This is a genomic window from Arthrobacter sp. Y3225209 (assembly GCF_059090685.1).
In genome coordinates, this window is record NZ_JBNHFW010000006.1 from 1 (window position 1) to 24,053 (window position 24,053).

At 66.4% G+C, this 24,053-nt stretch carries 22 protein-coding genes and 1 pseudogene; 16 read left to right on the forward strand and 7 right to left on the reverse strand.

What is annotated here, in order from left to right; genetic code table 11:
* The 7 genes and pseudogenes from AC5RVB_RS05255 to AC5RVB_RS05285 form a co-directional block, all read left to right on the forward strand.
* A pseudogene (locus AC5RVB_RS05255) lies at positions 1–324 on the forward strand (orotidine-5'-phosphate decarboxylase); the annotation flags it as partial.
* Positions 325–446: 122 nt separating this feature from the next.
* Positions 447–764, forward strand: coding sequence for an integration host factor, actinobacterial type (mihF, locus tag AC5RVB_RS05260; protein ID WP_227901770.1), 318 nt, complete (start codon positions 447–449; stop codon positions 762–764).
* 28 nt (positions 765–792) lie between these two features.
* The gene (gene gmk / locus AC5RVB_RS05265) at positions 793–1,377 is read left to right on the forward strand and encodes a guanylate kinase (protein WP_227927755.1); all 585 of its coding nucleotides are present in this window, start codon (positions 793–795) and stop codon (positions 1,375–1,377) included.
* Between the two features lie 26 nt (positions 1,378–1,403).
* Positions 1,404–1,667, forward strand: a complete 264-nt coding sequence (gene rpoZ, locus AC5RVB_RS05270; RefSeq protein WP_186764241.1) for a DNA-directed RNA polymerase subunit omega — start codon at positions 1,404–1,406, stop codon at positions 1,665–1,667.
* Positions 1,664–2,947, forward strand: a complete 1,284-nt coding sequence (gene coaBC / locus AC5RVB_RS05275) for a bifunctional phosphopantothenoylcysteine decarboxylase/phosphopantothenate--cysteine ligase CoaBC (RefSeq protein ID WP_494142197.1) — start codon at positions 1,664–1,666, stop codon at positions 2,945–2,947. Before rpoZ ends, coaBC begins: the two co-directional genes overlap by 4 nt.
* Positions 2,948–3,010: 63 nt before the next feature.
* Positions 3,011–4,234 carry a methionine adenosyltransferase gene (metK, locus tag AC5RVB_RS05280; protein ID WP_494142151.1) on the forward strand — a complete coding sequence of 408 codons (1,224 nt, stop codon included), beginning with the start codon at positions 3,011–3,013 and terminating at the stop codon, positions 4,232–4,234.
* 7 nt (positions 4,235–4,241) lie between these two features.
* Positions 4,242–6,386: a primosomal protein N' gene (locus AC5RVB_RS05285; RefSeq protein ID WP_494142152.1), complete on the forward strand. Its 2,145-nt coding sequence runs from the start codon at positions 4,242–4,244 to the stop codon at positions 6,384–6,386.
* A gap of 13 nt (positions 6,387–6,399) precedes the next feature.
* Here AC5RVB_RS05285 and AC5RVB_RS05290 read toward each other — a convergent pair whose 3' ends face one another.
* From AC5RVB_RS05290 to AC5RVB_RS05300, 3 genes are all read right to left on the reverse strand, one after another.
* Positions 6,400–6,543, reverse strand: a complete 144-nt coding sequence (locus AC5RVB_RS05290) for a hypothetical protein (protein WP_290245005.1) — start codon at positions 6,541–6,543, stop codon at positions 6,400–6,402.
* A gap of 207 nt (positions 6,544–6,750) precedes the next feature.
* Positions 6,751–7,197, reverse strand: a complete 447-nt coding sequence (locus tag AC5RVB_RS05295; protein ID WP_227901777.1) for an Hsp20/alpha crystallin family protein — start codon at positions 7,195–7,197, stop codon at positions 6,751–6,753.
* 118 nt (positions 7,198–7,315) lie between these two features.
* Positions 7,316–8,296: a phosphotransferase gene (locus tag AC5RVB_RS05300; protein WP_494142153.1), complete on the reverse strand. Its 981-nt coding sequence runs from the start codon at positions 8,294–8,296 to the stop codon at positions 7,316–7,318.
* A 141-nt stretch (positions 8,297–8,437) separates the two neighbouring features.
* Between AC5RVB_RS05300 and AC5RVB_RS05305 the strand changes: the two genes are divergently transcribed.
* Together AC5RVB_RS05305 and AC5RVB_RS05310 are read left to right on the forward strand one after the other, a co-directional pair.
* The gene (locus AC5RVB_RS05305; protein ID WP_227927761.1) at positions 8,438–8,893 is read left to right on the forward strand and encodes a MarR family winged helix-turn-helix transcriptional regulator; all 456 of its coding nucleotides are present in this window, start codon (positions 8,438–8,440) and stop codon (positions 8,891–8,893) included.
* A 40-nt stretch (positions 8,894–8,933) separates the two neighbouring features.
* On the forward strand, positions 8,934–9,950 hold the full coding sequence (locus AC5RVB_RS05310; protein WP_290245007.1) for an NADP-dependent oxidoreductase: 1,017 nt from the start codon (positions 8,934–8,936) through the stop codon (positions 9,948–9,950).
* A 51-nt stretch (positions 9,951–10,001) separates the two neighbouring features.
* Here the strand turns inward: AC5RVB_RS05310 and AC5RVB_RS05315 are convergent, their stop codons facing one another.
* The 3 genes from AC5RVB_RS05315 to AC5RVB_RS05325 are packed head-to-tail and all read right to left on the reverse strand — an operon-like array spanning position 10,002 to position 12,876.
* A complete protein-coding gene (locus AC5RVB_RS05315; protein ID WP_494142198.1) occupies positions 10,002–11,093 on the reverse strand; it encodes a glycosyltransferase family 4 protein in 1,092 nt (363 codons plus the stop codon).
* A gap of 2 nt (positions 11,094–11,095) precedes the next feature.
* A complete protein-coding gene (locus AC5RVB_RS05320; RefSeq protein ID WP_494142154.1) occupies positions 11,096–12,040 on the reverse strand; it encodes an alpha/beta fold hydrolase in 945 nt (314 codons plus the stop codon).
* Entirely contained in the window at positions 12,040–12,876 is an 837-nt protein-coding gene (locus AC5RVB_RS05325) for an aldo/keto reductase (protein WP_494142155.1), read from the reverse strand. Before AC5RVB_RS05325 ends, AC5RVB_RS05320 begins: the two co-directional genes overlap by 1 nt.
* Positions 12,877–13,074: 198 nt before the next feature.
* Here AC5RVB_RS05325 and AC5RVB_RS05330 point away from each other — a divergent pair, with 198 nt between their 5' ends.
* The 5 genes from AC5RVB_RS05330 (at position 13,075) to AC5RVB_RS05350 (ending at position 18,929) form a co-directional block, all read left to right on the forward strand.
* A complete protein-coding gene (locus AC5RVB_RS05330; protein WP_227901976.1) occupies positions 13,075–13,821 on the forward strand; it encodes an MIP/aquaporin family protein in 747 nt (248 codons plus the stop codon).
* Between the two features lie 56 nt (positions 13,822–13,877).
* Complete coding sequence (gene glpK / locus AC5RVB_RS05335; RefSeq protein WP_227901783.1) at positions 13,878–15,401, forward strand: glycerol kinase GlpK; 1,524 nt, start codon at positions 13,878–13,880, stop codon at positions 15,399–15,401.
* A gap of 185 nt (positions 15,402–15,586) precedes the next feature.
* Positions 15,587–16,933 (forward strand): flavin-containing monooxygenase, encoded by a 1,347-nt coding sequence (locus AC5RVB_RS05340; RefSeq protein WP_494142156.1) that lies wholly within the window; start codon positions 15,587–15,589, stop codon positions 16,931–16,933.
* The gene (locus AC5RVB_RS05345; protein WP_494142157.1) at positions 16,933–17,928 is read left to right on the forward strand and encodes a bile acid:sodium symporter family protein; all 996 of its coding nucleotides are present in this window, start codon (positions 16,933–16,935) and stop codon (positions 17,926–17,928) included. The genes AC5RVB_RS05340 and AC5RVB_RS05345 overlap by 1 nt, the downstream gene beginning before the upstream one ends.
* Entirely contained in the window at positions 17,925–18,929 is a 1,005-nt protein-coding gene (locus AC5RVB_RS05350; RefSeq protein ID WP_494142158.1) for an SDR family oxidoreductase, read from the forward strand. The genes AC5RVB_RS05345 and AC5RVB_RS05350 overlap by 4 nt, the downstream gene beginning before the upstream one ends.
* A 92-nt stretch (positions 18,930–19,021) precedes the next feature.
* Here AC5RVB_RS05350 and AC5RVB_RS05355 read toward each other — a convergent pair whose 3' ends face one another.
* Complete coding sequence (locus tag AC5RVB_RS05355; RefSeq protein ID WP_494142159.1) at positions 19,022–20,113, reverse strand: sigma-70 family RNA polymerase sigma factor; 1,092 nt, start codon at positions 20,111–20,113, stop codon at positions 19,022–19,024.
* 348 nt (positions 20,114–20,461) lie between these two features.
* Between AC5RVB_RS05355 and leuS the strand changes: the two genes are divergently transcribed.
* A complete protein-coding gene (gene leuS / locus AC5RVB_RS05360; RefSeq protein WP_494142199.1) occupies positions 20,462–22,963 on the forward strand; it encodes a leucine--tRNA ligase in 2,502 nt (833 codons plus the stop codon).
* Positions 22,964–22,974: 11 nt separating this feature from the next.
* On the forward strand, positions 22,975–23,988 hold the full coding sequence (locus AC5RVB_RS05365; RefSeq protein ID WP_227901789.1) for a DegV family protein: 1,014 nt from the start codon (positions 22,975–22,977) through the stop codon (positions 23,986–23,988).
* The last annotated feature ends 65 nt before the right edge of the window (positions 23,989–24,053 follow it).

Sequence of the window (24,053 nt, forward strand, 5' to 3'; positions counted from 1 at the left end):
GCCGCCGCAGCGGCAGAGAACGGCACTGGCACTGAGGGCACCGCGGACGGCGGCCTGGGCTCCGTGGGCCTGGTGGTGGGGGCTACGGTGGGTACCGCGCTCACGGATCTGGGAATTGACCTCGCTGCCACGCGCGCGCCGCTGCTGGCGCCCGGACTGGGTGCGCAGGGGGCCACGGCAGCAGATCTGGCCGTGACCTTCGGGGCCGCCTATCCCAATGTGCTGGCCACCTCCAGCCGTGGAATCCTGCGGGCCGGACCCGATCCGCAGAAGCTGCGGGAAGCCGCCCTGCAGACCGGACGGGAGCTGGCGGCCGCAGGGTAACGGCGGACGGAGCGGCACGGACCGCTGAGACGGCTCCATTGCAATTGGGCTTCCAATGCGGATAGGTTCGGAGCTACCAGCAGAGCCGCTGACAGCGGTACGTCTTCGTTCGGGAGTGTCTTTTGAACCTCAAGCCACTGACAGAAGCCGAGCGCACCCGGGCCCGGGAAAAAGCCACAGCGGCCCGGGCCGTCCGCGCCGACATCAAGTCACGTATTAAATCCGGGGACCTCTCCATTGAAGAAGTCATTCTTTCCCGTTCCGGAGAGGAAGCAGTGGGCAGGCTGAAAGTGATGGATCTGCTCCGCGCACTGCCTGGTGTCGGGGAACGCCGCGCAGCTGGAATAATGGCTACGGTAGGTATAGCGCCTACCCGCCGGGTCCGGGGGCTGGGAGTGCATCAGCGCAAGGCGCTGATCGACCTGCTGGATCACCACTGAGGTCCCGGCACCACCAAAGAAACACCGAGTGAATGAGGTTTACGTGTCGCAACCGCGGCTGACAGTTCTGGCAGGTCCAACCGCAGTTGGCAAGGGCACTGTATCCACCTACATCCGGGACAACTATCCCGAGGTCTGGCTTTCCGTATCCGCCACCACCAGGGCCCCGCGCCCCGGCGAAGAAGACGGTGTGCACTACTTCTTCGTCAGCGCCGAAGAGTTCGATTCCATGATCGAGCAGGACCAGATGCTGGAATGGGCCGTAGTCCACGGCCGCAACCGCTATGGAACCCTTCGCCGCACCGTTGAGGCCGCCATGGCCGAAGGCCGCAGCGTGCTCCTGGAGATTGACCTGCAGGGTGCCCGGCAGGTCAAGAAGTCCATGCCGGAGGCAAATTTCGTCTTCCTGGCCCCGCCCACCTGGGACGAAATGGTCCGCCGTCTGGTCGGGCGCGGCACGGAAACGCCCGAAGAGCAGCAGCAACGGCTGGAAACAGCTAAACTGGAACTTGCTGCCGAGTCCGAGTTCGATCACACCGTCATTAATGATGACGTCCAGCGGGCTGCAGCTGAGCTTGTATCACTCATGGGAATCAGTCCGCGCCAGCGCTGACAAACCGCGAATCCCGTTCAAGAATTTTGGAGAACCCTGTGTCTGAAGGCATCATCAACCCGCCGATCGACGACCTGCTCGAAGCAGCCGATTCCAAGTACGCGCTGGTCATCTACGGTGCCAAGCGTGCCCGCCAGATCAACGCCTACTACTCCCAGCTGCACGAGGGTCTGTTCGAGTATGTCGGCCCGCTCGTGGAAACCAAGCTGAACGAAAAGCCGCTGTCCATCGCCCTGCGCGAGATCAATGACGGCATGCTGGTGGTCCGCCCGAACGAGACCGCCGAATAAGCAGCGGCAGTTCACCGGGGGAAGGCAGCAACGTGCGCATAGTTCTGGGTGTGGGCGGCGGAATCGCCGCCTACAAGGCTGCGTCGCTGCTGCGGCTTTTTACCGAGGCCGGGCACAACGTCACCGTTGTCCCCACCGAATCCTCCACCCGGTTTGTCGGGGTTGCCACCTGGGAAGCACTTTCCGGGAACCCCGTGTCCACGTCGGTGTTCGACGAGGTGGACAAAGTCAACCATGTGCGCCTGGGCCATGAGGCGGACCTGATTGTGGTGGCTCCGGCCACCGCGGATCTGCTGGCCCGGGCTGCAACGGGGCAGGCCAATGACCTGCTGACCAACACCCTGCTGATGGCCCGCGGCCCGGTGGTGTTTGCCCCGGCCATGCACACTGAGATGTGGGCGCATCCCGCCACCGTGGCCAACGTGGCCACCCTGCGCAGCCGCGGCGCCGTCGTGATCGATCCCGCAGTGGGTCGGCTGACCGGCCGGGATTCCGGCCCGGGCCGCCTGCCCGAACCTGAAACCATCTTCACCGCCGCCCTTGCCGCTGTGGAAGAGGCCCCCGGTTCGGCCGGAGAGCTTTCCGGCCTGCTGTCCGGCATTACCGTCACGGTCACGGCCGGCGGAACCCGTGAGCCCCTGGATCCGGTCCGGTTCCTGGGCAACCGTTCGTCAGGGAAACAGGGCACCGCACTGGCCGAAGCAGCCCTCGCCGCCGGTGCCCGGGTACGGCTGATCGCCGCGCACATGGAGGTTCCGGCGCCCGGCGGCGTCGAACTGGTGCGGGTGGAAACCGCCCTTGAACTGCGCGAGGCGGTACACAAGGCTGCCGCCGACTCCGACGTCGTGGTGATGGCTGCCGCCGTCGCCGACTTCCGCCCGGACAAGGTGGTGGAGACCAAGATCAAAAAGAGCGACGACACTGCCGACCCGGTGATCACGCTGGTGCGCAACCCGGACATTCTCCAGGAGATCGTGCAGGCCCGGGGCACCGGTGCCACGCCGGCACTTATCGTGGGGTTCGCTGCGGAAACCGGCGACGCGACCACTGATGTCCTGGAATACGGCCGCCGGAAGCTGGCCCGCAAGGGCTGCGACCTGCTAGTCCTGAACCAGGTTGGCAAGTCGCTGGTCTTCGGCCAGGACCAGACCGAGGTGAGGATTCTCTCACCGGCAGAGCCCGCCGGGTCCGCCGGGGAAAGCGCGGCCGGCAGCAAAACCGAGGTTTCGGCACGCATCATTGCAAGGATTGCCGCCGAACTGGCTGCCCGCCGCCCCTGACAGACCTGAGCACGCATGCGGGCGGTTCGGGGAGTGTCCGGGCCGCCCGGTAGAGTAAATGCTGTGACTTCTACTTCCGCCTCTCCCAAGACGCAGTCCAACCTGCGCCTTTTCACCTCGGAATCCGTCACTGAAGGCCACCCGGACAAAATCTGTGACCAGATCAGTGACGCAATCCTCGACGGCCTGCTCAAGGTTGATCCCGAATCCCGGGTAGCCGTCGAAACACTCGTAACCACCGGCCTGGTCCATGTAGCCGGCGAGGTGACCACCGAGGGATACGTTGAGATCCCGCAGCTGGTCCGCGACACCATCCTCGACATCGGTTATGACTCCTCGGCCAACGGCTTTGACGGCGCCCGCTGCGGCGTTTCCGTTTCCATCGGCCAGCAGTCCCCGGAAATTGCCTCCGGCGTGTTCAACTCACTGGAGAACCGCACCGGCAAGGTTGAGGACCCCTATGACGCCCAGGGCGCCGGGGACCAGGGCATCATGTTCGGCTACGCCAGCGACGAAACCTCCGTCCTGATGCCCACCCCCATCTGGCTGGCCCACCGTCTCTCGGAGCGGCTCACCACAGTCCGCAAGGACGGAACGCTCCCGTACCTGCGCCCGGACGGGAAAACCCAGGTCACCATCGGCTACGACGGAGACCGCCCCGTATCCGTGGACTCCGTGGTGGTCTCCACCCAGCACGCCGCCGATCTTGATCTTGAGCAGCTGCGCGCCGACATGGCGGCCCACGTCATCAACCCGGTGCTGGCAGGCACCGACCTGGACATTTCCGAGGTCCGGCACATCATCAACCCCGGCGGTCCCTTTGTTATCGGCGGCCCGGTGGGGGATGCCGGACTGACCGGACGCAAGATCATTGTGGACACCTACGGCGGATTCGCCCGCCACGGCGGGGGAGCGTTCAGCGGCAAGGATCCGAGCAAGGTGGACCGCTCCGCGGCCTACGCCATGCGCTGGGTGGCCAAAAACGTGGTGGCCGCCGGCCTGGCCCGGCGCGCGGAAATCCAGATTGCCTACGCCATCGGCATGGCCCGCCCCGTGGGTATCTACGTGGAGACCTTCGGCACCGAAACGGTGGACCCGGCCCGTATTGCCGACGCCGTGCAGGAAGTCTTTGACCTGCGCCCGCTGGGCATCATCAACGGACTGGACCTGAAGCGTCCCATCTACCAGCGCACAGCCGCCCACGGCCACTTCGGCCGCGAGGATGAAGGCTTCACCTGGGAGCGCAAGGACAAGGTCGAGGACCTCCGCAGCTACTTCAACGTGTAGTACCGCCATGGCCGCGGATCGCTCCGATGAAGCCGTGCAGCTTTCCCTGCTGCACGGCTTCGCGCCGTCGGCCAAGCCCGTAGGCAAGGCCCGGGCTGCACCAGTGCTCCCGATTGCCCGCGTGCTGCTGGACTCGCCGCTGCCGCACCTGGACCGGCCGTTCGACTATCTGGTTCCTGACGAACTCGACCGGGATGCCGTGCCGGGAGCACGCGTGAAGGTTCGGTTCGGAGGCCAGGAACTGCCGGGCTTCATCACCGAACGTGCCGCCGAAGCGGATACCACCGCGCGGCTGATGCCGCTGGGAAAGGTTATTTCCCCCCAGCCTGTACTGACCCCCCGGATCCTGCGCCTGGCCGAAGCAGTTGCCGCCCGCTATGCCGGCACCGTGCATGACGTACTGCGAGTGGCCATCCCGCCCCGGGCCGCCAGGGTGGATAAGGAGTTCACCCCCGAGGCCCGGCTGCAGACCCGGGCGGGGGAGCCTCCGGCCGGGGTTCCGGGCGGAACGGAAGATGTCCTGCCCGGCCCGGAGGGCGCCGGCGTCAACCCGTTTGCGCGGTATCCGCACGGTCCCCGCTTCCTGACCCATCTTGCCGCCGGGCACAGTCCGCGCGCCGTACTCTCCTCGCTGGGCGGCTACGGCCCGCGCGACTGGCCCGCTGAAGTGGCCGAAGCGGTCCGGTCCACGCTGATCTCCGGCCGGGGCGCCGTGGTGGTGGTGCCCGACAACAAGGATCTTGCCCGGCTGCAAACGGCGCTCACCGCCCGGATAGGCGCCGACGCCTTCGTCCGGCTCACCGCCGAAGACGGCCCCACCCCGCGCTACCGCAGTTTCCTGCAGCTGCTGCACGGGGATGTCCGGGTGGCTATCGGCACCCGTTCCGCCGCGTATGCTCCGGTGGTGGATCTGGGACTGGCCGTGATCTGGGACGACGCCGATGATCTGCATGCCGAACAGCGGGCACCCTATCAGCATGCCCGTGATGTGCTGCTGCTGCGGGCCGAGCTGGAGGGGGCAGCATTGCTCCTGGCATCGCATTCGCGCAGCACGGAGGCCCAGCGGCTGGTGGCCAGCGGCTGGGCCGCAGGGATTGCTGCGGAGCGCTCCACGGTGCGTGCCTCGGCGCCCCGGGTGGTCAGCACCGCCGATTCCTTCACCATGGAGCGGGACCCGCTGGCTGCCAGGGCACGGATACCGCACACCGCCTGGAAAGCGGCACAGGACGGGCTGACCCGCGGTCCGGTGCTGGTCCAGGTGGCACGCACCGGCTTTTCGCCGGCACTGTCCTGCCAGGACTGCCGGGAACCGGCGCGGTGCCGGAACTGCTCGGGCCCGTTGGGGCTGGCCAGTCGCAACGGTACTCCGGCCTGCCGCTGGTGTGGCCGGCCGGAGCCTATGTGGCACTGCAGCAACTGCGGGGGAGTGCACCTGCGCGGCTCCACTGCGGGGGCAGGACGCACAGCCGAAGAGCTGGGCCGCGCGTTTCCCTCCACCACGGTGATCTCATCGGCCGGAGACCACGTCCGTGCCGAGATTCCCGATGCCCCGGCACTGGTGGTTGCCACGCCCGGCGCGGAGCCGGTGGCGCCGGGCGGCTACGCTGCAGCCATCCTGCTGGACGGCAACGCGATGCTTTCCCGCGAATCGCTGCGGGCCGGCGAGGATACGCTGCGCCGCTGGTTCAGTGCTGCGGCACTGGTGCGGCCGGCTGGCGAAAAGGGACTGGTGGTGGCCACCGCCGATGACAGCACCACCGTGGGACACCTGCTGCGCTGGGACCCGGCCGGCGCAGCCGAACGGGAGCTGGAACTGCGGCGCGAACTCGGGCTGCCCCCTGCCGTCCGCTATGCGGAACTGACCGGGTCCAGGGAAGGCCTCGATGCCTTCATTGCACGGCTGGGGCTGCCGGACGGTACGCGAACCGTGGGACCGGCGCCGCTGGCGGAAGCGGGAACGGGTACGGAGGCACGGGAGGTCCGGGACGGCCAGCTCGGCGGGGCAGGCGGCCGCTTCCGCACACTGCTTTTCTTCCCCTATGCGGCGGCACCGGCCGTTACGGCTGCCCTGCGCTCCACCAAAGCCGCAGCATCTGCCAGGCGTACCGGAGATCCTGTTTACGTACGGGTCGACGGAATAGACGTCCTCTAACCCGGGCCCACGGCTACAACAGTTCCAGCAGCACCGCTGCCGCACCCAGCAGGGACAGCAGCGAGAGCTGGGCTGCGGTACCCAGCCGGGAGAGCCGGCCCAGGAGCCCGCGGGGCACGCCGTGGATCATCCAGCCCGGACGGTTGATGGTGGGCATTCGCAACGTCATCCCTCTTTCCCGTGGAGAAAAAGCCGATTAACACCCAGTATCCCGCCATCCGGAGGCCGTGCCCGAATCCGCTGCCGGTGACATTGGCCACCGCCTGCGGCAGGCAAAAAAGGGGCCCGGGAGATATTCCCGGACCCCTTGGCGCCTATCGGTGTCCCGCCCGCCGGACGGGCGTTCCCTCTTGCGTCCGTGCCGCTAGGCGGATACCGCCTCACGCTGTTCGTCCTGCTGGATTACCGCGCCATCCGCCGGCGCCTGGACGGCAATCTTGCGCGGCTTGGCTTTCTCGCTCACCGGAATGGTCACGCTCAGGACGCCGTTCTCGTAGCTGGCGGCAATCCTCTCGGTGTCGATGCCCTGTCCCAGGTTCAGCTGGCGCAGGAAGGATCCGCTTTCACGTTCCCGGGTCAGCCACTTCACCCCGTCAGCGCCGTGCAGCGTGCGCTGGGCACGGATGGTCAGGAGCTGGCCGTCAACGTCGACGTCGATGGATCCGGGGTCGATGCCCGGGAGATCGGCCGCAAGAATGTAGTGGTCGCCCTGCCGGTAGAGGTCCATGGGCATGCCGCGCAGGGAACCTTCCCCGCGCAGGGCCTGTGCCATCCGGTCGAGTTCCTGGAACGGATCAAACTTCATAGCCATAAGAAATCAACTCCTCCATTCGATCGCTTGAGACAAGCGGTATCCGGTTTCAAAGTTGAGTCAGTGTCACTCAACTTGCGAAAAGAGATTAGCACTCTCATGGCTAGAGTGCCAAGTGTTATTTCTGTGCCCACCGGCTTAAGGTCCAGGCGTGGATCAGCTGTGCAGTGTGCCGCCCGTGGCTGCGCAGTTGCGGGCTCGACTCGACGTCCGGCTGGCATCCGGAATGGATCATGTAGGCCAGCAGTGCCGCCAGGAATGCATCGATATGCTCGGGCGGAACCCCGCGGGTGAGCGCGGACCGCGTTAGCCAGGAATCGACGTCGAGACCGCCGCCGCGCGCGTAGGGCAGCACCCCCACCCAGTCGATCCACGCCGCACCGGTGCCCAGGAAGTTCCAGTCACAGAACAGGGCCTTGCCCGAGCGCAGCAGGATATTGTCCGGCCGAAGGTCACCGTGCAGCACGGAGTCCCCGGCCAGGGCTTCCGGGCTGAGCTCCCACAGCTCCTGCAGGCGGCGGGCATCACCGGCGGTGAGGGACGGCAGGAACCAGGGCGCCGCCCCGCCGTCGGCCACAGCCTGGAACGGGGACGGAACCGCGGTGATGTCCTGTGAAACCGGGCTGCTGGAGAGGTGCCCCGGGAAGTTCGACAGAAGACGGATTGATGCGGTGCAGGATGCCTCTATCGCGGCGAGGTCCGTCCCGGTCCACGGGTGCCCGGGCATTGTTCCGTCCACGGCCTCGTAGGCCAGGAGAAGCCAGTCCGTGTCCGCGGCGGTGACGGTGCGGGTACCCAGCAGGCGGGGCGCCGGCATGTCCGGAGGCAGGAGCGGGGCCACCTGGGCCTCCCGTGCGTAGGCGGGGTAGACAAACGCGTCCGACGCCGGTGCCGCCTTCACGAAAATGCTGCGCCCTTCGCCGTGGGAGAGCACTGCGGCGAATCCCGGCGTAAACCCTCCGCCGGCCGGCCGTACGGACGTGACGCTGCCGCCCAGCAGGTCCGTCAGTTCCTGCCGGACGGGCGCGGGCAGGCCGGCCCAGGGCCGGCGGCTGGCGGTGCGGCGGTAATCGGTGACCGGAACTGTAGGGGAGTGCATCCGCACAGCCTATGCGCCGGAGCCTGCTGTAGCCGGGAACCAACGGCCGGTCCCGGAAGTATGTCCGGCACAGCTGTGGTGCACCCACGGTTGGTGCACCACTTGGTTGTGCACAATTGAATCGTGTCCTAGGGTGGGCGGATGAACGAATCACTGCAGCGTCAGGTGTGCTTTTCGCTGTACTCCGCCTCCCGTGCGGCCACGTCCCTGTACCGGCCCATGCTCGAGGAACTGAACCTCACCTACCCGCAGTTCCTCGTGATGACCCTGCTCTGGGAACAGGACGGGCAAAGCGTCCGGGACCTGGGGCAGGCGTTGGAACTGGACTCGGGCACACTCTCGCCGCTGATTAAACGCCTGGAAGCGGCAGCACTGGTGCAGCGCCACCGCGCCGTCGAGGACGAACGACGGGTCCGGGTCCACCTCACTGCTGCAGGCCGCGCCCTGGAACAGAAGTCCCGGGACCTTCCTGACCGCGTTGCGGCGGCTGCCGGCCTCGACCCGGAGGAACTGCGCAGCCTGCAGGACACGCTGGCGAAGGTGAATTCGGCACTGCGGCAGGCGGTGGTGAAGGACCATGAGGCACCGTCACGGTAAGACCATCCGCACCATCCATCCCAACAGTTAGGTTCAATTGATGAGCACGTACCCCGAAACCGGCCGCGAAATCCACCTTGCTTCCCGCCCCACGGGGTGGCCGTCGGAAGAGAACTTCCGCCTCACCGAGGTGCCGGTCCCGGAACTGCAGGACGGGCAGGTGCTTGTGCGCAACCTGCACATGTCCGTGGACCCCTACATGCGCGGGCGCATGAACGACGTGAAATCCTACGTCCCGCCCTTTAAGCTCGACGCCCCGCTGGAAGGCGGAGCCATCGGTGAAGTGGTGGAATCCCGCTCGGACGCGCACAAGCCCGGCGACAAGGTGGTGCACTGGCTCGGCTGGCGCGACTACGCAGTCCTGGACGGGGCCCGTGCACGTGTCATCGATACCGATCTGGCCCCGGCCAGTGCGTATCTGGGTGTGCTCGGCATGCCGGGTGAAACCGCCTACATCGGCCTGACCAAGGTGGCCGAGTTTCGGGAAGGGGACGTGGTGTTCGTCTCCGGGGCAGCCGGCGCCGTTGGCTCACTGGTCGGCCAGATCGCGAAGGTCATGGGAGCAAAGAAGGTCATTGGCAGCGCCGGTTCGGCGGAAAAAGTCCAGCGCCTGCTTGACCTCGGCTTCGACGAGGCCTTCAACTACCACGACGGTCCCGTGAAGGACTCGCTGAAGCAGGCCGCCGGTGCGGACGGCATTGACGTCTACTTCGACAACGTGGGAGGCGAGCACCTTGAAGCCGCACTCTCGGTGATGAACAAGGGCGGCCGGGTGGCCATGTGCGGTGCGATTTCCCAGTACAACGACAAGGGCGCCGCCTCCGGCCCCCGCAACCTGGCCCTCGCCATCGGCAAGGAAATCACCCTGCGCGGATTCATTGTGGGCAGCTACAGCCGGTATGTGGACGAGTTCAACACCCAAATGGCCACGTGGCTGCAGGAAGGCGCGGTCAGCTATGACGAAACCTTCGTGGACGGCCTCGAAAATGCGCCCCAGGCCTTCATTGACCTGATGAAGGGCGCCAACAAGGGCAAGATGATCGTCAACCTGGGCTGAGCAGCAGGGCAGCTGGCGAGGGACTACGGACGAGGGACTACGGACGAGGGACTAAGGACGACGGCGGCGGCCGGGGAACAGGCGGACAGCCTCCCCGGCCGCTGCCATGAGCTGGCGGGCAGAGACGTCCCAGCCGTAATCGTTCGCCCGCCGGACACCGGCGTCGGACGCCTTTCGCCACCGGTCCGGCTCGGCCAGGGCACGTACCGCGTCCGCGAATCCGGCAGGGGAGTCCGGGTCCACCAGCAGTGCCGCGCCGCCCGAAACCTCCCGGAAAATCGGAATGTCGCTCGCCACCACGGGAGTGCCTACCGCCATCGCCTCGATGACCGGCAGACCGTAGCCCTCGGCCCTGGACAGCGTGACCAGGGCCGTTGCCCGGCGCAGCAGCCGGTCATAGTCCTCATCGCTGACGCCGTTGTGGAACCGGACCCGGGCGCCGGCCGGTACCAGCGCCTCCAGTTCGGCACGCCGTTCGTCACTGATCCGGCTCAGCAGATGCAGCGTGAAGCCCGGCAGGTGCTCCATGCCCCGGATGACGGTTTCCACGTTTTTGTACGGCATAAACGAGCCCATATACAGCAGGGACTTCTCCACCGGGGCATCCGGGTTCCTCGGCGTCGAACCCTCCTGCGGCGCGTTGGCCACCATCCTGACCGGACGGCGCGTGAGCCGGTGCCGGGCCATCAGGCCGCGGGTGGTTTCGCTGATGGTGGCCACAACATCGGCGCGGTTCAGCAGCAGCCGTTGCGGCCAGTACGCCAGGTGGTACAGGCGCCACAGTCCGCGCACGGGCAGCGGCAGGAACCCCGGGGGCGTGGGGTTCTGGTAATAGATCAGATCGTGCAGGGTGAGAATCAGCGGATACCTGCGCCCCCAGCTGCCCATGGTCTGCATCGGCGAGAAAACGGCGTCAGCCCCCAGCCGGTTAACCCGGAGCGCTACGAAGAGCTCGGCAGGGGAGATCGGGCTGTTGATCTTCACCCACGGCAGATCCGGCAGCAGCGCCAGCTGGCGCTCGTCCGAAATCAGCATCAGCACGTCGGCATGCTCGCTGACCGCCCGGATCAGGCTGGCGCCGTACCGGCTGATGCCGTCATGGTGGTCGGTGCGGGTGAACCGGGCGTCCACCGCCAACCGCATCCTCATGAATGCCTCCGGGCCAGGAAATCCTCGATGGCCGCCGCCGCTTCGTTCGGCTTTTCGTAGTGCACCAGGTGCCCCACGCCGGGCAGCATCACCAGTTCGGCATCCGGGATGGTCCGGGCCAGATGCTGCTGCCCGCGAACCGAACCGATGTCATCCAGTTCAGCGGCCACCAGCAGCACGGGCATGGAAAGCCGGGCCGCCACATCCCGCACCGTTTCGGAGATGGACGCCCGGAACGCATCAAGGACCACGGTGCGGTTGGCGAAGGCGCTGAAGTAGGCATCGTGCTGGCCGTGGATCCACCGGCGCAGCCCCGGTTCCCTGGTCTTGGCCATCAGCATGCTCATGCCGCGGACAATCAGCGGACTGCGCAGCAGCGCCATGCCCGGTTTCTCCGGCAGCGCCGCTGCCGCCCGGTAATACAGCTCCGCAGCCTTGCTGGTTATGGCCTTCGGTCCTTCGAGGGCAGGCTCGCAGATGGGGTTTACCAGCACCAGCTCGCTGATCAGCTCCGGGGACTCGGCGGCAACGCGGGAGGCGATGATGGATCCGAATGAGTGCCCGAGCAGAACCGTTTCCGCGCCCAGGCCCAGTTCCGCCAGGGCCGTGCGGACAAATCCGGCGTAGGCCGGCACATCATGCCGGCCGGGCAGCGGGCTGCCTTCGCCGAAGCCGGGCAGATCGGGTACGAGTACGCGGTGGCGGGGGAGGGCCTCCACAATACGGAGCAGGCCGTGGTGGTCGCCGCGAAAGCCGTGGACCATAAAAACCGGAGGGAAGCCGGCGTCGTCCCCGGCACTGCCTGCGGCGCCGGTATCCGCAGGGGCGAAGTCCCAGCACCGCTGCGCCGTTCCGGCAACTGTGATCGGGCGGGCCTCAGCTGTCCGGGAGAGCTGCACGGGGACGGCATGCGACGCCGGGTCCGCCGTGGTGCCCGGCATCAGTTGACCTCGTCCGGGTGGGATCCCGAGCGCTGCCCACGGTCCAGGCCGTCAATGGCGGCTCGCTGTTCATCGGAGAGTTCGAAGGAGAAAACATCCAGATTGCCCGCGATCCGCTCCGGCGTGCTGGCCTTGGGGATCACCACGTTTCCCGAATCCAGGTGCCAGCGCAGGATCACCTGGGCAGGGGTCCGGTTCAGCTCCGCCGCAATCCGCAGAACCACCGGATCCGCCAGGACGGCGCCGCGGCCGAGCGGGCTCCATGCCACGGTCTGAATACCCAGCCGCTGATGCAGGCTGCGCAGTTGGTCCTGCTGCAGCCAGGGATGCAGTTCAATCTGGTTGACCGCAGGAACAATACCTGTTGCCTCCAGCAGCTGCTCGAGGTGGGCGGGCTGGAAGTTGGAGACCCCGATGGCGCGGACCCGGCCGGAAGCGTAGAGCTCCTCGAGCGCCCGGTACGTGTTCACATACTCGCCGCGCTGAGGGCATGGCCAGTGGATGAGGTAGAGATCCAAGTAGTCCAGGCCCAGCCGGGACATCGAAGCATCGAAGGCCTGCAGAGTGGTGTCGTAGCCCTGATCGTTGTTCCAGACCTTCGACGTGACAAACACATCGCTGCGCTTGGCACCGCCGTCCGCCACGAAGCCACGGACAGCCTCACCCACGCCCGCTTCGTTGCCGTACAGGGCCGCGGTGTCCACATGGCGGTACCCGGCGGTGAGGGCCTCACGGCACAGTCCGGCCGCATCCTGGGACGGCACCTTGTAGGTGCCGAAGCCAACCTGGTCCATAAGGACGCCGTTATTGAGCGGGATTTTCGGTGCCGGCTGCATAGGACGACTTTACCGAGGCAGGGGCACAGCGCTGAAATCCTGCCCTGACTACCTGTTTCATCCCCCTAAGATTGGCGCGCCGACAAACAGGTCGGCTAAGGTAATGGCGCTTCTTGCAAAAGATTGGTTGCATAGAAACCAAGAGTCCGCACACCCGCTTGGGTTGTGGACAGATACGAATGATCGGAGGAGTCGATGGTGACTCTGGGTGAAGTTTTCATCAGTGAGCTGGCGGGTACCGCCATTCTCATTATTCTCGGCTGCGGCGTTGTTGCCAACGTGGCCCTGGCCAAGACGAAGGGAGCCGGCGGCGGCTTCCTGATGGTCAACTTTGGTTGGGCAATCGGTGTATTTGCCGGTGTCTACGCTGCCGCCATTTCCGGCGCGCACATCAACCCCGCCGTCACCGTGGGCCTGTGGGCAAGCGGCGCCGACGAGTATGCCCCCGGTGTCGAAGTTTCCTTTGCCTCAACGCTGGTGTACTTCGCCGGACAGATGGTCGGCGCGATGATCGGCGCCTTTGTCGCCTGGCTCGCGTACAAAAAGCAGTTCGACGACGAACCCGACGCCGCCAACATCCTGGGCGTTTTCTCGACCGGCCCGGCCATCCGCTCCTACGGATGGAACGTTGTCACCGAGGTCGTGGGCACGTTTGTCCTCGTCTTCACCATCGTCGCCTTTGCAGGTACCCCGTCGGGCCTCGGCCCGCTGGCCGTCGCGCTGGTCGTTCTCGGTATCGGTGCCTCCCTCGGCGGCCCCACCGGCTACGCCATCAACCCTGCACGTGACCTCGGACCCCGCATCGTCCACGCCCTGCTGCCCATCCGCAACAAGGGCAACAGCGACTGGTCCTACTCCTGGGTTCCGGTTGTCGGTCCGCTCATCGGCGGCGCCCTGGGCGGCCTGCTGGGGGCCCAGATCCCCCTTCCCGTCCTTCCGCTGTAACCCACACGGCCGCAGCCCGGCCATACGTCTAAACCCCCACTCAAGGAGCAGAACCAATGCCTGACAATCCCAGGTACATCATCGCCATCGACCAGGGCACCACCAGCAGCCGGGCTATCGTGTTCGACCATGACGGAAGCATTGTTTCCACCGGGCAGAAGGAACACGAGCAGATCTTCCCGCACGCCGGATGGGTGGAGCACGATCCGCAGGAAATCTGGACCAATGTGCGCGAGGTTGTCGGCACCGCGCTGTCCAAGGCAAACCTGACCCGGCACGACATCGCGGCGGTGGGCATCACCAACCAGCGCGAAACCGCCGTTGTCTGGGACCGCAAGACCGGCGAGCCGGTGTACAACGCCATTGTCTGGCAGGACACCCGGACCCAGCCGATCGTCAACGAATTGGCCAAGGACGGCGGCCTGGACCGCTTCAAGGACACCGTTGGCCTGCCGCTGGCAACGTACTTCTCCGGCACAAAGATCAAGTGGATCCTGGACAATGTCGAAGGGGCCCGGGAGCGGGCCGAGGCGGGGGACCTCATCTTCGGCAACACGGATTCCTGGATCGTCTGGAACCTGACCGGCGGACCCGACGGCGGTGTCCACATCACCGATGTGACCAACGCGTCCCGCACGCTGTTCATGAACCTGGAAACCCTGACCTGGGATGAGGACATCCTTCGGGAATTCGGCGTGCCGAAGTCCATGATGCCGGAAATCCGTTCCTCCTCCGAGGTGTACGGCCAGGTGGCCGGTTCGCAGCTGCTGCGCGAAACCCCGGTGGCCGGCATCCTGGGTGACCAGCAGGCCGCGACCTTCGGCCAGGCAGCCTTCACCAAGGGTGCTGCGAAGAACACCTACGGCACGGGCTGCTTCCTGATCTTCAACACGGGCGAGGAAATTGTCCGTTCGGAGAACGGCCTGATCACCACGGTTGCCTACCAGCTGGGTGACGCCAAGCCGGTCTACGCGCTGGAAGGCTCCATTGCGGTTACCGGGTCCCTGATCCAGTGGCTGCGGGACAACCTGGGCATGATCGACAGCGCTCCGGAAATCGAAGAACTGGCCCGCAAGGTGGAGGATAACGGCGGCGTGTACATCGTCCCGGCATTCTCCGGCCTCTTTGCACCGTACTGGCGCTCCGACGCCCGCGGCGCCATCGTTGGCCTGACCCGTTACGTGAACAAGAACCACATTGCACGCGCCGCCCTGGAGGCCACCGCCTTCCAGACCCGCGAGGTTCTTGACGCCGTGAACGCTGACTCCGGTGTTCCGCTGACCGAACTGCGCGTTGACGGCGGCATGGTGGCCAATGATGAGCTCATGCAGTTCCAGGCCGACATCCTCGGCGTGGACGTTGTCCGCCCGAAGGTCATTGAAACCACCGCGCTGGGTGCCGCCTACGCCGCCGGCCTGGCCGTCGGATTCTGGAATGACACCGAGGAACTCTCCCAGAACTGGGATGAAGGCAAGCGCTGGAGCCCGCAGATGGAAGATTCCGAGCGGCAGCGCCAGATGCGCCTGTGGAAGAAGGCCGTCACCAAGACCTTCGACTGGGTTGATGACGACGTCCAGTAACCTACGGTCCCAACCGGCGACAGAGCTCGTCGGGTAACGGCTGGCAAATGCCCCGGCGGATATCCGCCGGGGCATTTGCGTACCCGGAGTTCGTCACATTCGGCGCGTTGGTTGGCGGCCGCGGGACAGGTTCGGTAGCGTTCGGTCAGCATCAATGGTGATGCAGATCACAGAAACAGGTAGAAGTGTCTTCCGAATCCAATACAACACATACGGCGCTTCCGGTTGCCGTTATCGGCGCCGGGCCCAGCGGCCTTGCGGCCATGCGTGCACTGGCAAAACAGGGACTCGACTTTGTGGGCTTCGAACGCCACACCGAGGTCGGCGGGCTCTGGAACATCGGGAATCCGGCCAGCACGGTCTATGAGTCCGCGCATCTGATCTCCTCCAAGTCCACCACCCAGTTCAGCGAGTTCCCGATGCCGGAGGGAACCCCGGACTATCCCGGGCATAGGCACCTGAAGGCCTACTTCACTGCCTATGCCGAGCACTTCGGGCTGAGCCACCGAATCCGCTTCGGCACAGCGGTCACGTCCGCAGTACCGTCAGGGGATGCCTGGACCGTCAGCTGGGACGGTCCCGACGGGCCCGGAAGCGGCAGGTTCAGCGCGGTGATGGTCGCATCCGGAACACTGCACACTCCGTCGGTTCCGCGTTTCGCCGGACAGTTTGCCGGCGAGATCCTTCATTCCGCGGCCTACAAGCGGGCAACTGAGCTGGCCGGGAAGCGGGTACTGATAGTCGGGGCAGGCAACAGCGGCTGCGACATAGCGGTGGACGCCGTGCATCACGCAGCCGCCGTTGATATCAGTGTCCGCCGCGGTTATTACTTCGTGCCCAAGTATGTTTTCGGCCGGCCGACGGACACCCTCAACCAGGGCCGGCCACTGCCGCGCCCCCTGAAACAGTTCCTGGACAAGCGGCTCCTGCGCATGTTCACCGGGGATCCGCAGCGGTACGGATTTCCGAAGCCGGATTACCGTATCTACGAGTCGCACCCGGTCGTGAACTCCCTGGTGCTGCACCACCTGGGACACGGCGATCTCCGGGTCCGGGCGGACATAGACCGGCTGGACGGGCACACGGTGCACTTCCGGGACGGCACATCGGGGGAGTATGACCTGATCCTGCTGTCCACGGGGTACCTGCTGGACTATCCGTTCCTGGATCCACAGCTGCTGGGCTGGACCGGACCGTCACCGTCGCTGTACCTGAACATCTTCAGCCGGCAGGCCGCCAACCTGCTGATGATCGGCATGGTGGAAGCCTCGGGCCTGGGCTGGGAAGGCCGGTACCGGCAGGCCGAGCTGGCCGCGGCCTATCTTGCGGCCCAACGCGACGATCCGGCGTCGGCGGAGCGGTTCGCCCGGCGCATCGCCGGGCCCGGCCCGGATGTCACGGGCGGGTACCGCTACCTCGGCCTCGACAGAATGAGCTACTACGTCAACAAAGACGCGTACCGGGCCGAACTGGACGCCCACCTGGAACAGCTGGCTGCGCCCGCCCCGGCACGGGACGAGGTGAATGCCTGATGTCCATTGACGACGTTGTCCTGAGTTTCACCCCGGGGTCCCTGGTGATCCTGAACGTGGTCCTTGCGGTCATCATCCTCGGCATCGCCCTGGAAGTCCGGCCGGCTGATTTCCAAACCGTGCTGCGCAGCCCCAAGGCGGTACTGGTGGGCATTGCCGCCCAGTACCTGGTGTTGCCGGCAGTAACCGTGGGGCTGGCCCTGCTCCTGAATGTGCCGGCGTCGATTGCGCTGGGCATGATCCTGGTGGCGTGCTGCCCGCCCGGCGGGATATCCAACGTTCTCACACACCGGGCCCACGGAAACGTGGCACTCTCGGCGTCCATGACCGCGGTGTCGAACCTGGTGGCCATTGCAGTGATGCCGTTGAACGTAGCCCTGTGGGCACGGCTGAACCCGGGCACCGAATCCCTGATGCGGGAATTCTCGCTGGACCGGTGGGAGATGCTGATCCAGGTCCTGCTGATCATCGGACTTCCCTTCGCCCTGGGGATGCCGCTGGCCCGGCGTTACCCGCGCATTACCGCTAAAGTGCGGCCCTGGGTCCAGCGCATCGGCCTGATCGCCCTGCTGGTTTTTATTGTTTCGGGCACGGCGAGCAACCTCGGGCCGCTGCGCGAACACCTGGGCACCATCTTCCTGGTGGTACTGCTGCACGACGCCGTGGCTTTGGCCGTGGGCTACTGGACTGCGGCAGCCGTTCGGCTGGACGAGCCCAGCCGGCGTGCCTTCGCCTTCGAAGTGGGAGCCCGGAATACCGGCCTGGGACTCGGCCTGACCCTGACCTTTTTCGCCGGGTTGGGCGGTATGGCCATGGTTGCTGCCTGGTGGGGCATCTGGGACATCCTGGCCGGACTCCTGCTGGCCGCCTGGTGGCGGCGCAGGGACGCCCGGGCAGGCAGGGCAGCGGCCCAACCGCCGGCTGCTGAACCGCCGGCTGCTGAACCGCCGGCTGCTGAACCGCCGGCCGCGGCAACAAACGGAGCAGACCGGTGACCCGCGTCTGCGTTACGGGCGGCAACGGGTTCCTGGGCAGTGCCGTGGTGGCACGGTTGGCCGAACACCCCGATATCACCCATGTACTGAGCCTCGACATCCGGGAACCGGCTCCGGAGCGACGGCTCGACGGCGTCGCCTACGCCCTCGCAGACGTGTGCTCACCGGAGGTCGCGCGGTTGCTGGCAGAGCACCGGATAGACACGGTGGTGCACCTGGCGGCAATCGTAAACCCCGGGAAAAGCACCACCCGGGAACAGGAATACCGGGTGGACGTGGACGGGTCACGCAACGTCCTGGCGGCCTGCATTGCCGCCGGCGTCAAACACGTGATCATTTCCTCCTCCGGGGCCGCCTACGGCTACCACCCGGATAACTCCCCGTGGCTGACCGAAGCCGACCCGATCCGCGGCAACGACGAATTCGCCTATTCACAGCACAAACGCCTGGTGGAGGAGGAGCTGGCCCGGGTCCGCGTTGAGCATCCGGAACTGAAGCAGACAGTTTTCCGGATCGGCACCATCCTGGGGGAACGGGTCCGCAACCAGATCACCGCCCTGCTGGACGCCCCGCGGCTGCTGAGGGTGGCGGGCAGCGAGTCACCCTTCGTTTTCGTCTGGGATGAAGACGTTGCCGGGGTGATGGTGCAGGCTGCCGTCACCGGCCGCAGCGGCATCTACAACGTGGCCGGCGACGGCGCACTGACCGTCCGGGAGATCGCCGCGCTCCAGGGGCGGGGCACCATCACGGTCCCGGCTCCGGTGCTGGCCGCAGCGCTCTGGCTCGGCAGCAGGCTCCGGCTGACGGTGCACGGTCCGGAACGGGTGCGGTTCCTGCGCTATCGGCCGGTGCTGGACAACAGGGCACTTAAAGCGGAGTTCGGCTACACCCCCGGCCGCACGAGCAGGGAAGCGTTCCTGGCCTTTCGGGCGGCGCGCGAGGCACAGGAAGCCGGCGAGGCGCAGGGAGCCCGCAGGCGCCGGGATGCGGCTGCACGCTAGGGCCGGGTGCACTTGGATGACGGGCGGGCCTGCGGCGCCGGGAAATTCCCCGGCGCCGCAGCGCTGCCGGTCAGGAGCCGCAGCACCGCCGGTCAGAAGTAGGACACTCCGTTGGTTTTGAAAGGCAGTCCCAGGCCGCCGGCCACTTCCGCCAGCAGTTCCGGGCAGAAGTAGTACCATCTGAGTTCACGGATCAAGGTGTCCTCATCTTGGCAGCCGTCGGCTGCGCGCATCCGGACGACGTCGGCCACCACGTCCGCAGCGTGCGGACTGTCCTTGGGCCGCTCCCACAGCAGGATAACTTCCTCGCCGTCGAACGCATGCACGGTGGCCCGGTAGCTCTCGGGCGCATCCGGACCGAACGTGTGGTCCAGCGAACCGGTACGGATTTCCTCGTGTCCGGTTTCGCTGACGTTGCCCACCACCTCGGTCCGGCCGTTTGCAAGGAACAGGCTGACCATGGACTCAATGTCGTAGGAATTGAACGCATCCGCCAGCCGGCGCAGCAAGTCGGCGTGCCCGGCAGGAGCCGCCGCGGAACTGCCCGCTGGAGTGCCCGCGGAACTGCGGGCCGAACCGTCGGCCGGACTATCGGCACGGGAGGACGGCTCCTGCGCGGCAGCCAGCGCACTCCGGCCGCGGTGCAGGGCCGATTTCACCGCACCGGCACTGGTCTCAAGCACGTCAGCGGTTTCGGCGAGGGAATAGCCGAAGACGTCCTTGAGGACCACGCAGACGCGCTCCCTCGGGGGCAGGAGAAGCACCAGGCGCAGCAGGGCGGCTTCCACGGCCACGGCTGTAAGGGGATCGGCGGCGCCGTCATCGGGGCGGTCCATCTCCGGTGTGCTGAAATCCGCCGTCGTGCTCCGGTTGCTGCGCCGGACGGTGTCCAGCCAGGTGTTGGTGGCAATGCGGATCAGCCAGGCCTGAGTGTTCCGGATGGGTTCGTGCCGCTGGGATGCCTCGGCCAGTGCCTTGGCCAGGGTGTCCTGCAGCAGATCCTCCGCGTCCCACACGTTTCCTGCCAGGCTTCGGCAGTAACGGTAAACGGAAGGACGAACCGGCTCCAATGCGAGCAGGAAATCGCGCCGGACCTGCCGCAGCCGATGCGGAATCCCGCCCAGTCCCGCACTGTTGCTTTCCATGCCCGCCAATGACACAGCAGGGGTTGTCTCCACTGACATTTCTCCGCTCCTTTTCCCGGGCCGCCCCCGGCGGTCCTGAACCAACAATGGCATTGCGCCAGAGTCTTTAACCGGTAGACGCACGGAGCCGGCAAAAAGATACGCTGCCGGTCGGAATTTCCCGCTGCGGCTCACCCCGTCATCCTGCCTCCGGAGCGCACGCTCTGTTGTAAAGTGGAGAAATGAGCGCAGTACTCCTCCTTAGCTAGCCGCGCACCGTCCGTGCGCGGCCGCCCCTTGCTTGTCGAGGGGCTTTTGTGTGTCTGGGGAGGACCCGGTTTTCCGGGACGGGGAACACGGGCCCGGAATGCGCGGATCAACATTTTTCTTTCAGGACAGAGGCGAAGCATAGTGAGCACGCAGTCACAGACTGATCAGCAGGAAGAGGCCGTCTACAGTTTCGCGGCCATCGAGCAGAAATGGCCGCAGGTCTGGGAGGACCTTGGCGTATTCGCCCCTGCCGACGACGGCTCGCGCGAGCGCCGCTACGTCCTGGACATGTTCCCTTACCCGTCGGGTGACCTGCACATGGGCCATGCCGAAGCGTTCGCCATGGGCGACGTCGTCGCCCGTTACTGGCGCCAGCTCGGTTACGACGTGCTCCACCCGATCGGCTGGGATTCCTTCGGCCTGCCGGCTGAGAATGCCGCGATCAAGAACAACGCGCACCCCAGCGACTGGACCTATCGCAACATTGAAACCCAGGCTGAATCCTTCAAGCGCTACGCCATCAGTGTTGACTGGTCCCGCCGCATCCACACCTCGGACCCGGAGTACTACCGCTGGACCCAGTGGCTGTTCACGCGCTTCTACGAGCGTGGCCTGGCCTACCGGAAGAACTCCCCGGTCAACTGGTGCCCCAAGGACCAGACCGTGCTGGCCAACGAACAGGTAGTCAACGGCGCCTGTGAACGCTGCGGCACCCAGGTCACCAAGAAGTCCCTGAACCAGTGGTACTTCAAGATCACCGACTACGCGGACCGCCTGCTCGATGACATGGAGCAGCTCAAGGGCCACTGGCCCGAGCGTGTGCTGGCTATGCAGAAGAACTGGATCGGCCGCTCCGAAGGTGCCCACGTCCGCTTCGTCATCGAAGCCGCCGGCGGCAAGGGCGAAGAGCAGGTCACCGTCTTCACCACCCGCCCGGACACCCTGGCCGGTGCCACCTTCTTTGTCGTGGCGGCAGACGCACCGCTGGCGATGGATCTGGTCACCGATGAGAACCGCGATGCGCTGACGGCGTACCGGGAACAGGTCAAGGCCCTCTCGGACATCGAGCGCCAGTCCACCGAACGCACCAAGACGGGCGTTTTTACCGGCCGCTACGCAGTGAACCCGCTTAACGGCGAAAAGCTGCCCGTCTGGGCCGCCGACTATGTGCTGGCCGACTACGGCACGGGCGCCATCATGGCCGTCCCGGCGCACGACCAGCGTGACCTGGACTTCGCCAGGACCTTCGACCTGCCCGTGAAGGCGGTCCTGGACACCGGCGAAGAGGATCCCGCCGTCAGCGGCGTGGCCACCACCGGCGAAGGCACCCTGATCAACTCCGGCACCCTCGACGGACTGCCGAAGTCCGAAGCGATCCCGGCCGCCATCACCATGCTCGAAGAGCAGGGCACGGGGGAGAAGTTCGTGAACTTCCGCCTGCGGGACTGGCTGCTCTCCCGCCAGCGCTTCTGGGGCACGCCCATCCCGATCATCCACTGCGAAAAGTGCGGCGAGGTTTCGGTACCGGATGAGCAGCTGCCCGTCACCCTGCCCACCGGGCTGAAGGGCGAGGCCCTGGCGCCGAAGGGCACCTCACCCCTGGCCTCGGCCGAGGAATGGGTCAACGTCTCCTGCCCGAAGTGTGCCGGCCCCGCCAAGCGCGATACCGACACCATGGACACCTTCGTGGACTCGTCCTGGTACTTCATGCGCTTTGTCTCCCCGCACTTCACCGAGGGCCCGTTCGATCCCGAGGCTGCGAAGAACTGGATGCCCGTTGGCCAGTACGTGGGCGGCGTCGAGCACGCCATCCTGCACCTGCTGTACGCGCGGTTCTTCACCAAGGTGGTCCATGACATGGGCCTGCTGCCGGCAAGTGAGCCCTTCAGCTCGCTGCTGAACCAGGGCCAGGTGCTCAACGGGGGCAAGGCCATGTCCAAGTCCCTGGGCAATGGCGTGGACCTGGGCCAGCAGCTGGATAAGTACGGCGTCGACGCCGTGCGCCTGACCATGATCTTCGCGTCCCCGCCGGAGGACGACGTCGACTGGGCGGACGTCTCGCCGTCGGGCTCTGCGAAGTTCCTGGCCCGCGCCTGGCGCCTCGGCCAGGACGTCAGCAGCGAACCCGGCATCGCCTTCACGGGCGGGGACAAAAAACTCCGTGCCATGACGCACCGGACCGTCGCGGACGCCACCGAACTGCTGGAGAACAACAAGTTCAATGTGGTGGTGGCCAAGCTGATGGAGCTGGTCAACGCCACCCGCAAGGCCATCGATTCCGGCGTGGGCGGTGCCGACCCGGCAGTACGCGAAGCGGCCGAGGCGGTTGCGGTGATCCTGAGCCTCTTCGCCCCGTACACGGCCGAGGATCTGTGGAACCTGCTGGGCCGCGACGCCTCCGTGGTGAACGCCGGATGGCCGACTGTGGATGAAACCCTGCTGGTGCAGGACACGGTCACCGCCGTGGTCCAGGTCCAGGGGAAGGTCCGTGACCGCCTCGAGGTGGCCGCGGACATCTCCGAGGATGACCTGCGTGAGGCCGCGCTGGCCTCCGAGGCCGTGCAGCGCACCCTGGACGGCCGCGGCATCCGCACCGTGATTGTCCGGGCGCCCAAGCTCGTGAACATCGTTCCGGCCTAGGCACCGGAACCATGGACTGGCTGGAACGGCTCGCACTGCGGGCCAGGGGGCGGCAGCGGGCAACTGCCGCCGCCCCCGGGCCGGTCGTGGGCATAGTCACCGACTCGGCAGCCGCCCTGCCCGCGGGGTGGGCCGAAGCGGCGAAGGTGTCGGAGTTCGTGCGGGTTGTTCCGATGCCGGTGATGATCGGCGACCAGATCTACGGGGAAGGCTCCGAAGACCTGATCCCGGCACTGGCCATGGCCCTGGCCCAGGGGCACCCGGTACGCACCTCCCGTCCGGCGCCGGGCCGGTTTGAGGCTGCGTATGCCGAGCTGGCAGCCGCCGGCTGCACCTCGGTGGTTTCCGTGCACCTGTCCGGGCAGCTCTCCGGCACCGTGGACTCCGCCAGGCTGGCCGCCCGCTCCGCATCCGTTCCGGTGGAAGTGATCGACAGCACGACGGCGGCCATGGGACTGGGTTTTGCCGTGGCCGCGGCTGCCGAGAGTGCCCGGAGCAGCAACTCGGCAGAGACCGTCTCCGCGTGCGCACGCGCCGTGGCCGCGGACTCAAACATACTTTTCTACGTGCCCAGCCTGGACCAGCTGCGCCGCGGAGGGCGCATCGGGGCTGCCGCCGGCTGGCTGGGTACCCTGCTGGCCGTCAAACCGATCCTGGTGATCCGTGACGGTCGGGTGGTCCCGCTGGAACGTGTCCGCACCGCCCCGAAAGCGCTGGCCCGGCTGGCCGAACTGGTGCAGGAGGATATTGCCGGCCGGACCGGAAAGGTCCGTGCCGCGGTGCACCACTTCGGCAATGCGGCCGAGGCGGAGCGGCTTGCCGGCATCATCGGTGCCGCGGCCCCGGAGGTGGAAATCCTTATCTGTCCGCTCCCGGCAGTTCTGGCGGCCCATGCCGGGCTGGGCGTTTTGGCGGTGGCGGTGGCCGGCGACGGGGCTGCCGGGTCCGGGACCCGCACACAGGAGGGGCCCGCAAACCCCGGTGAGCTGGGATCCGGCGGGGTTGCCCCTGCAGACAAGGCCTAGGGAAGCACGCCCGGGATTCCCGGGTGTTGTCCTCGGCGGCGTCTTCCTTCAGCATGTTCTTGTCC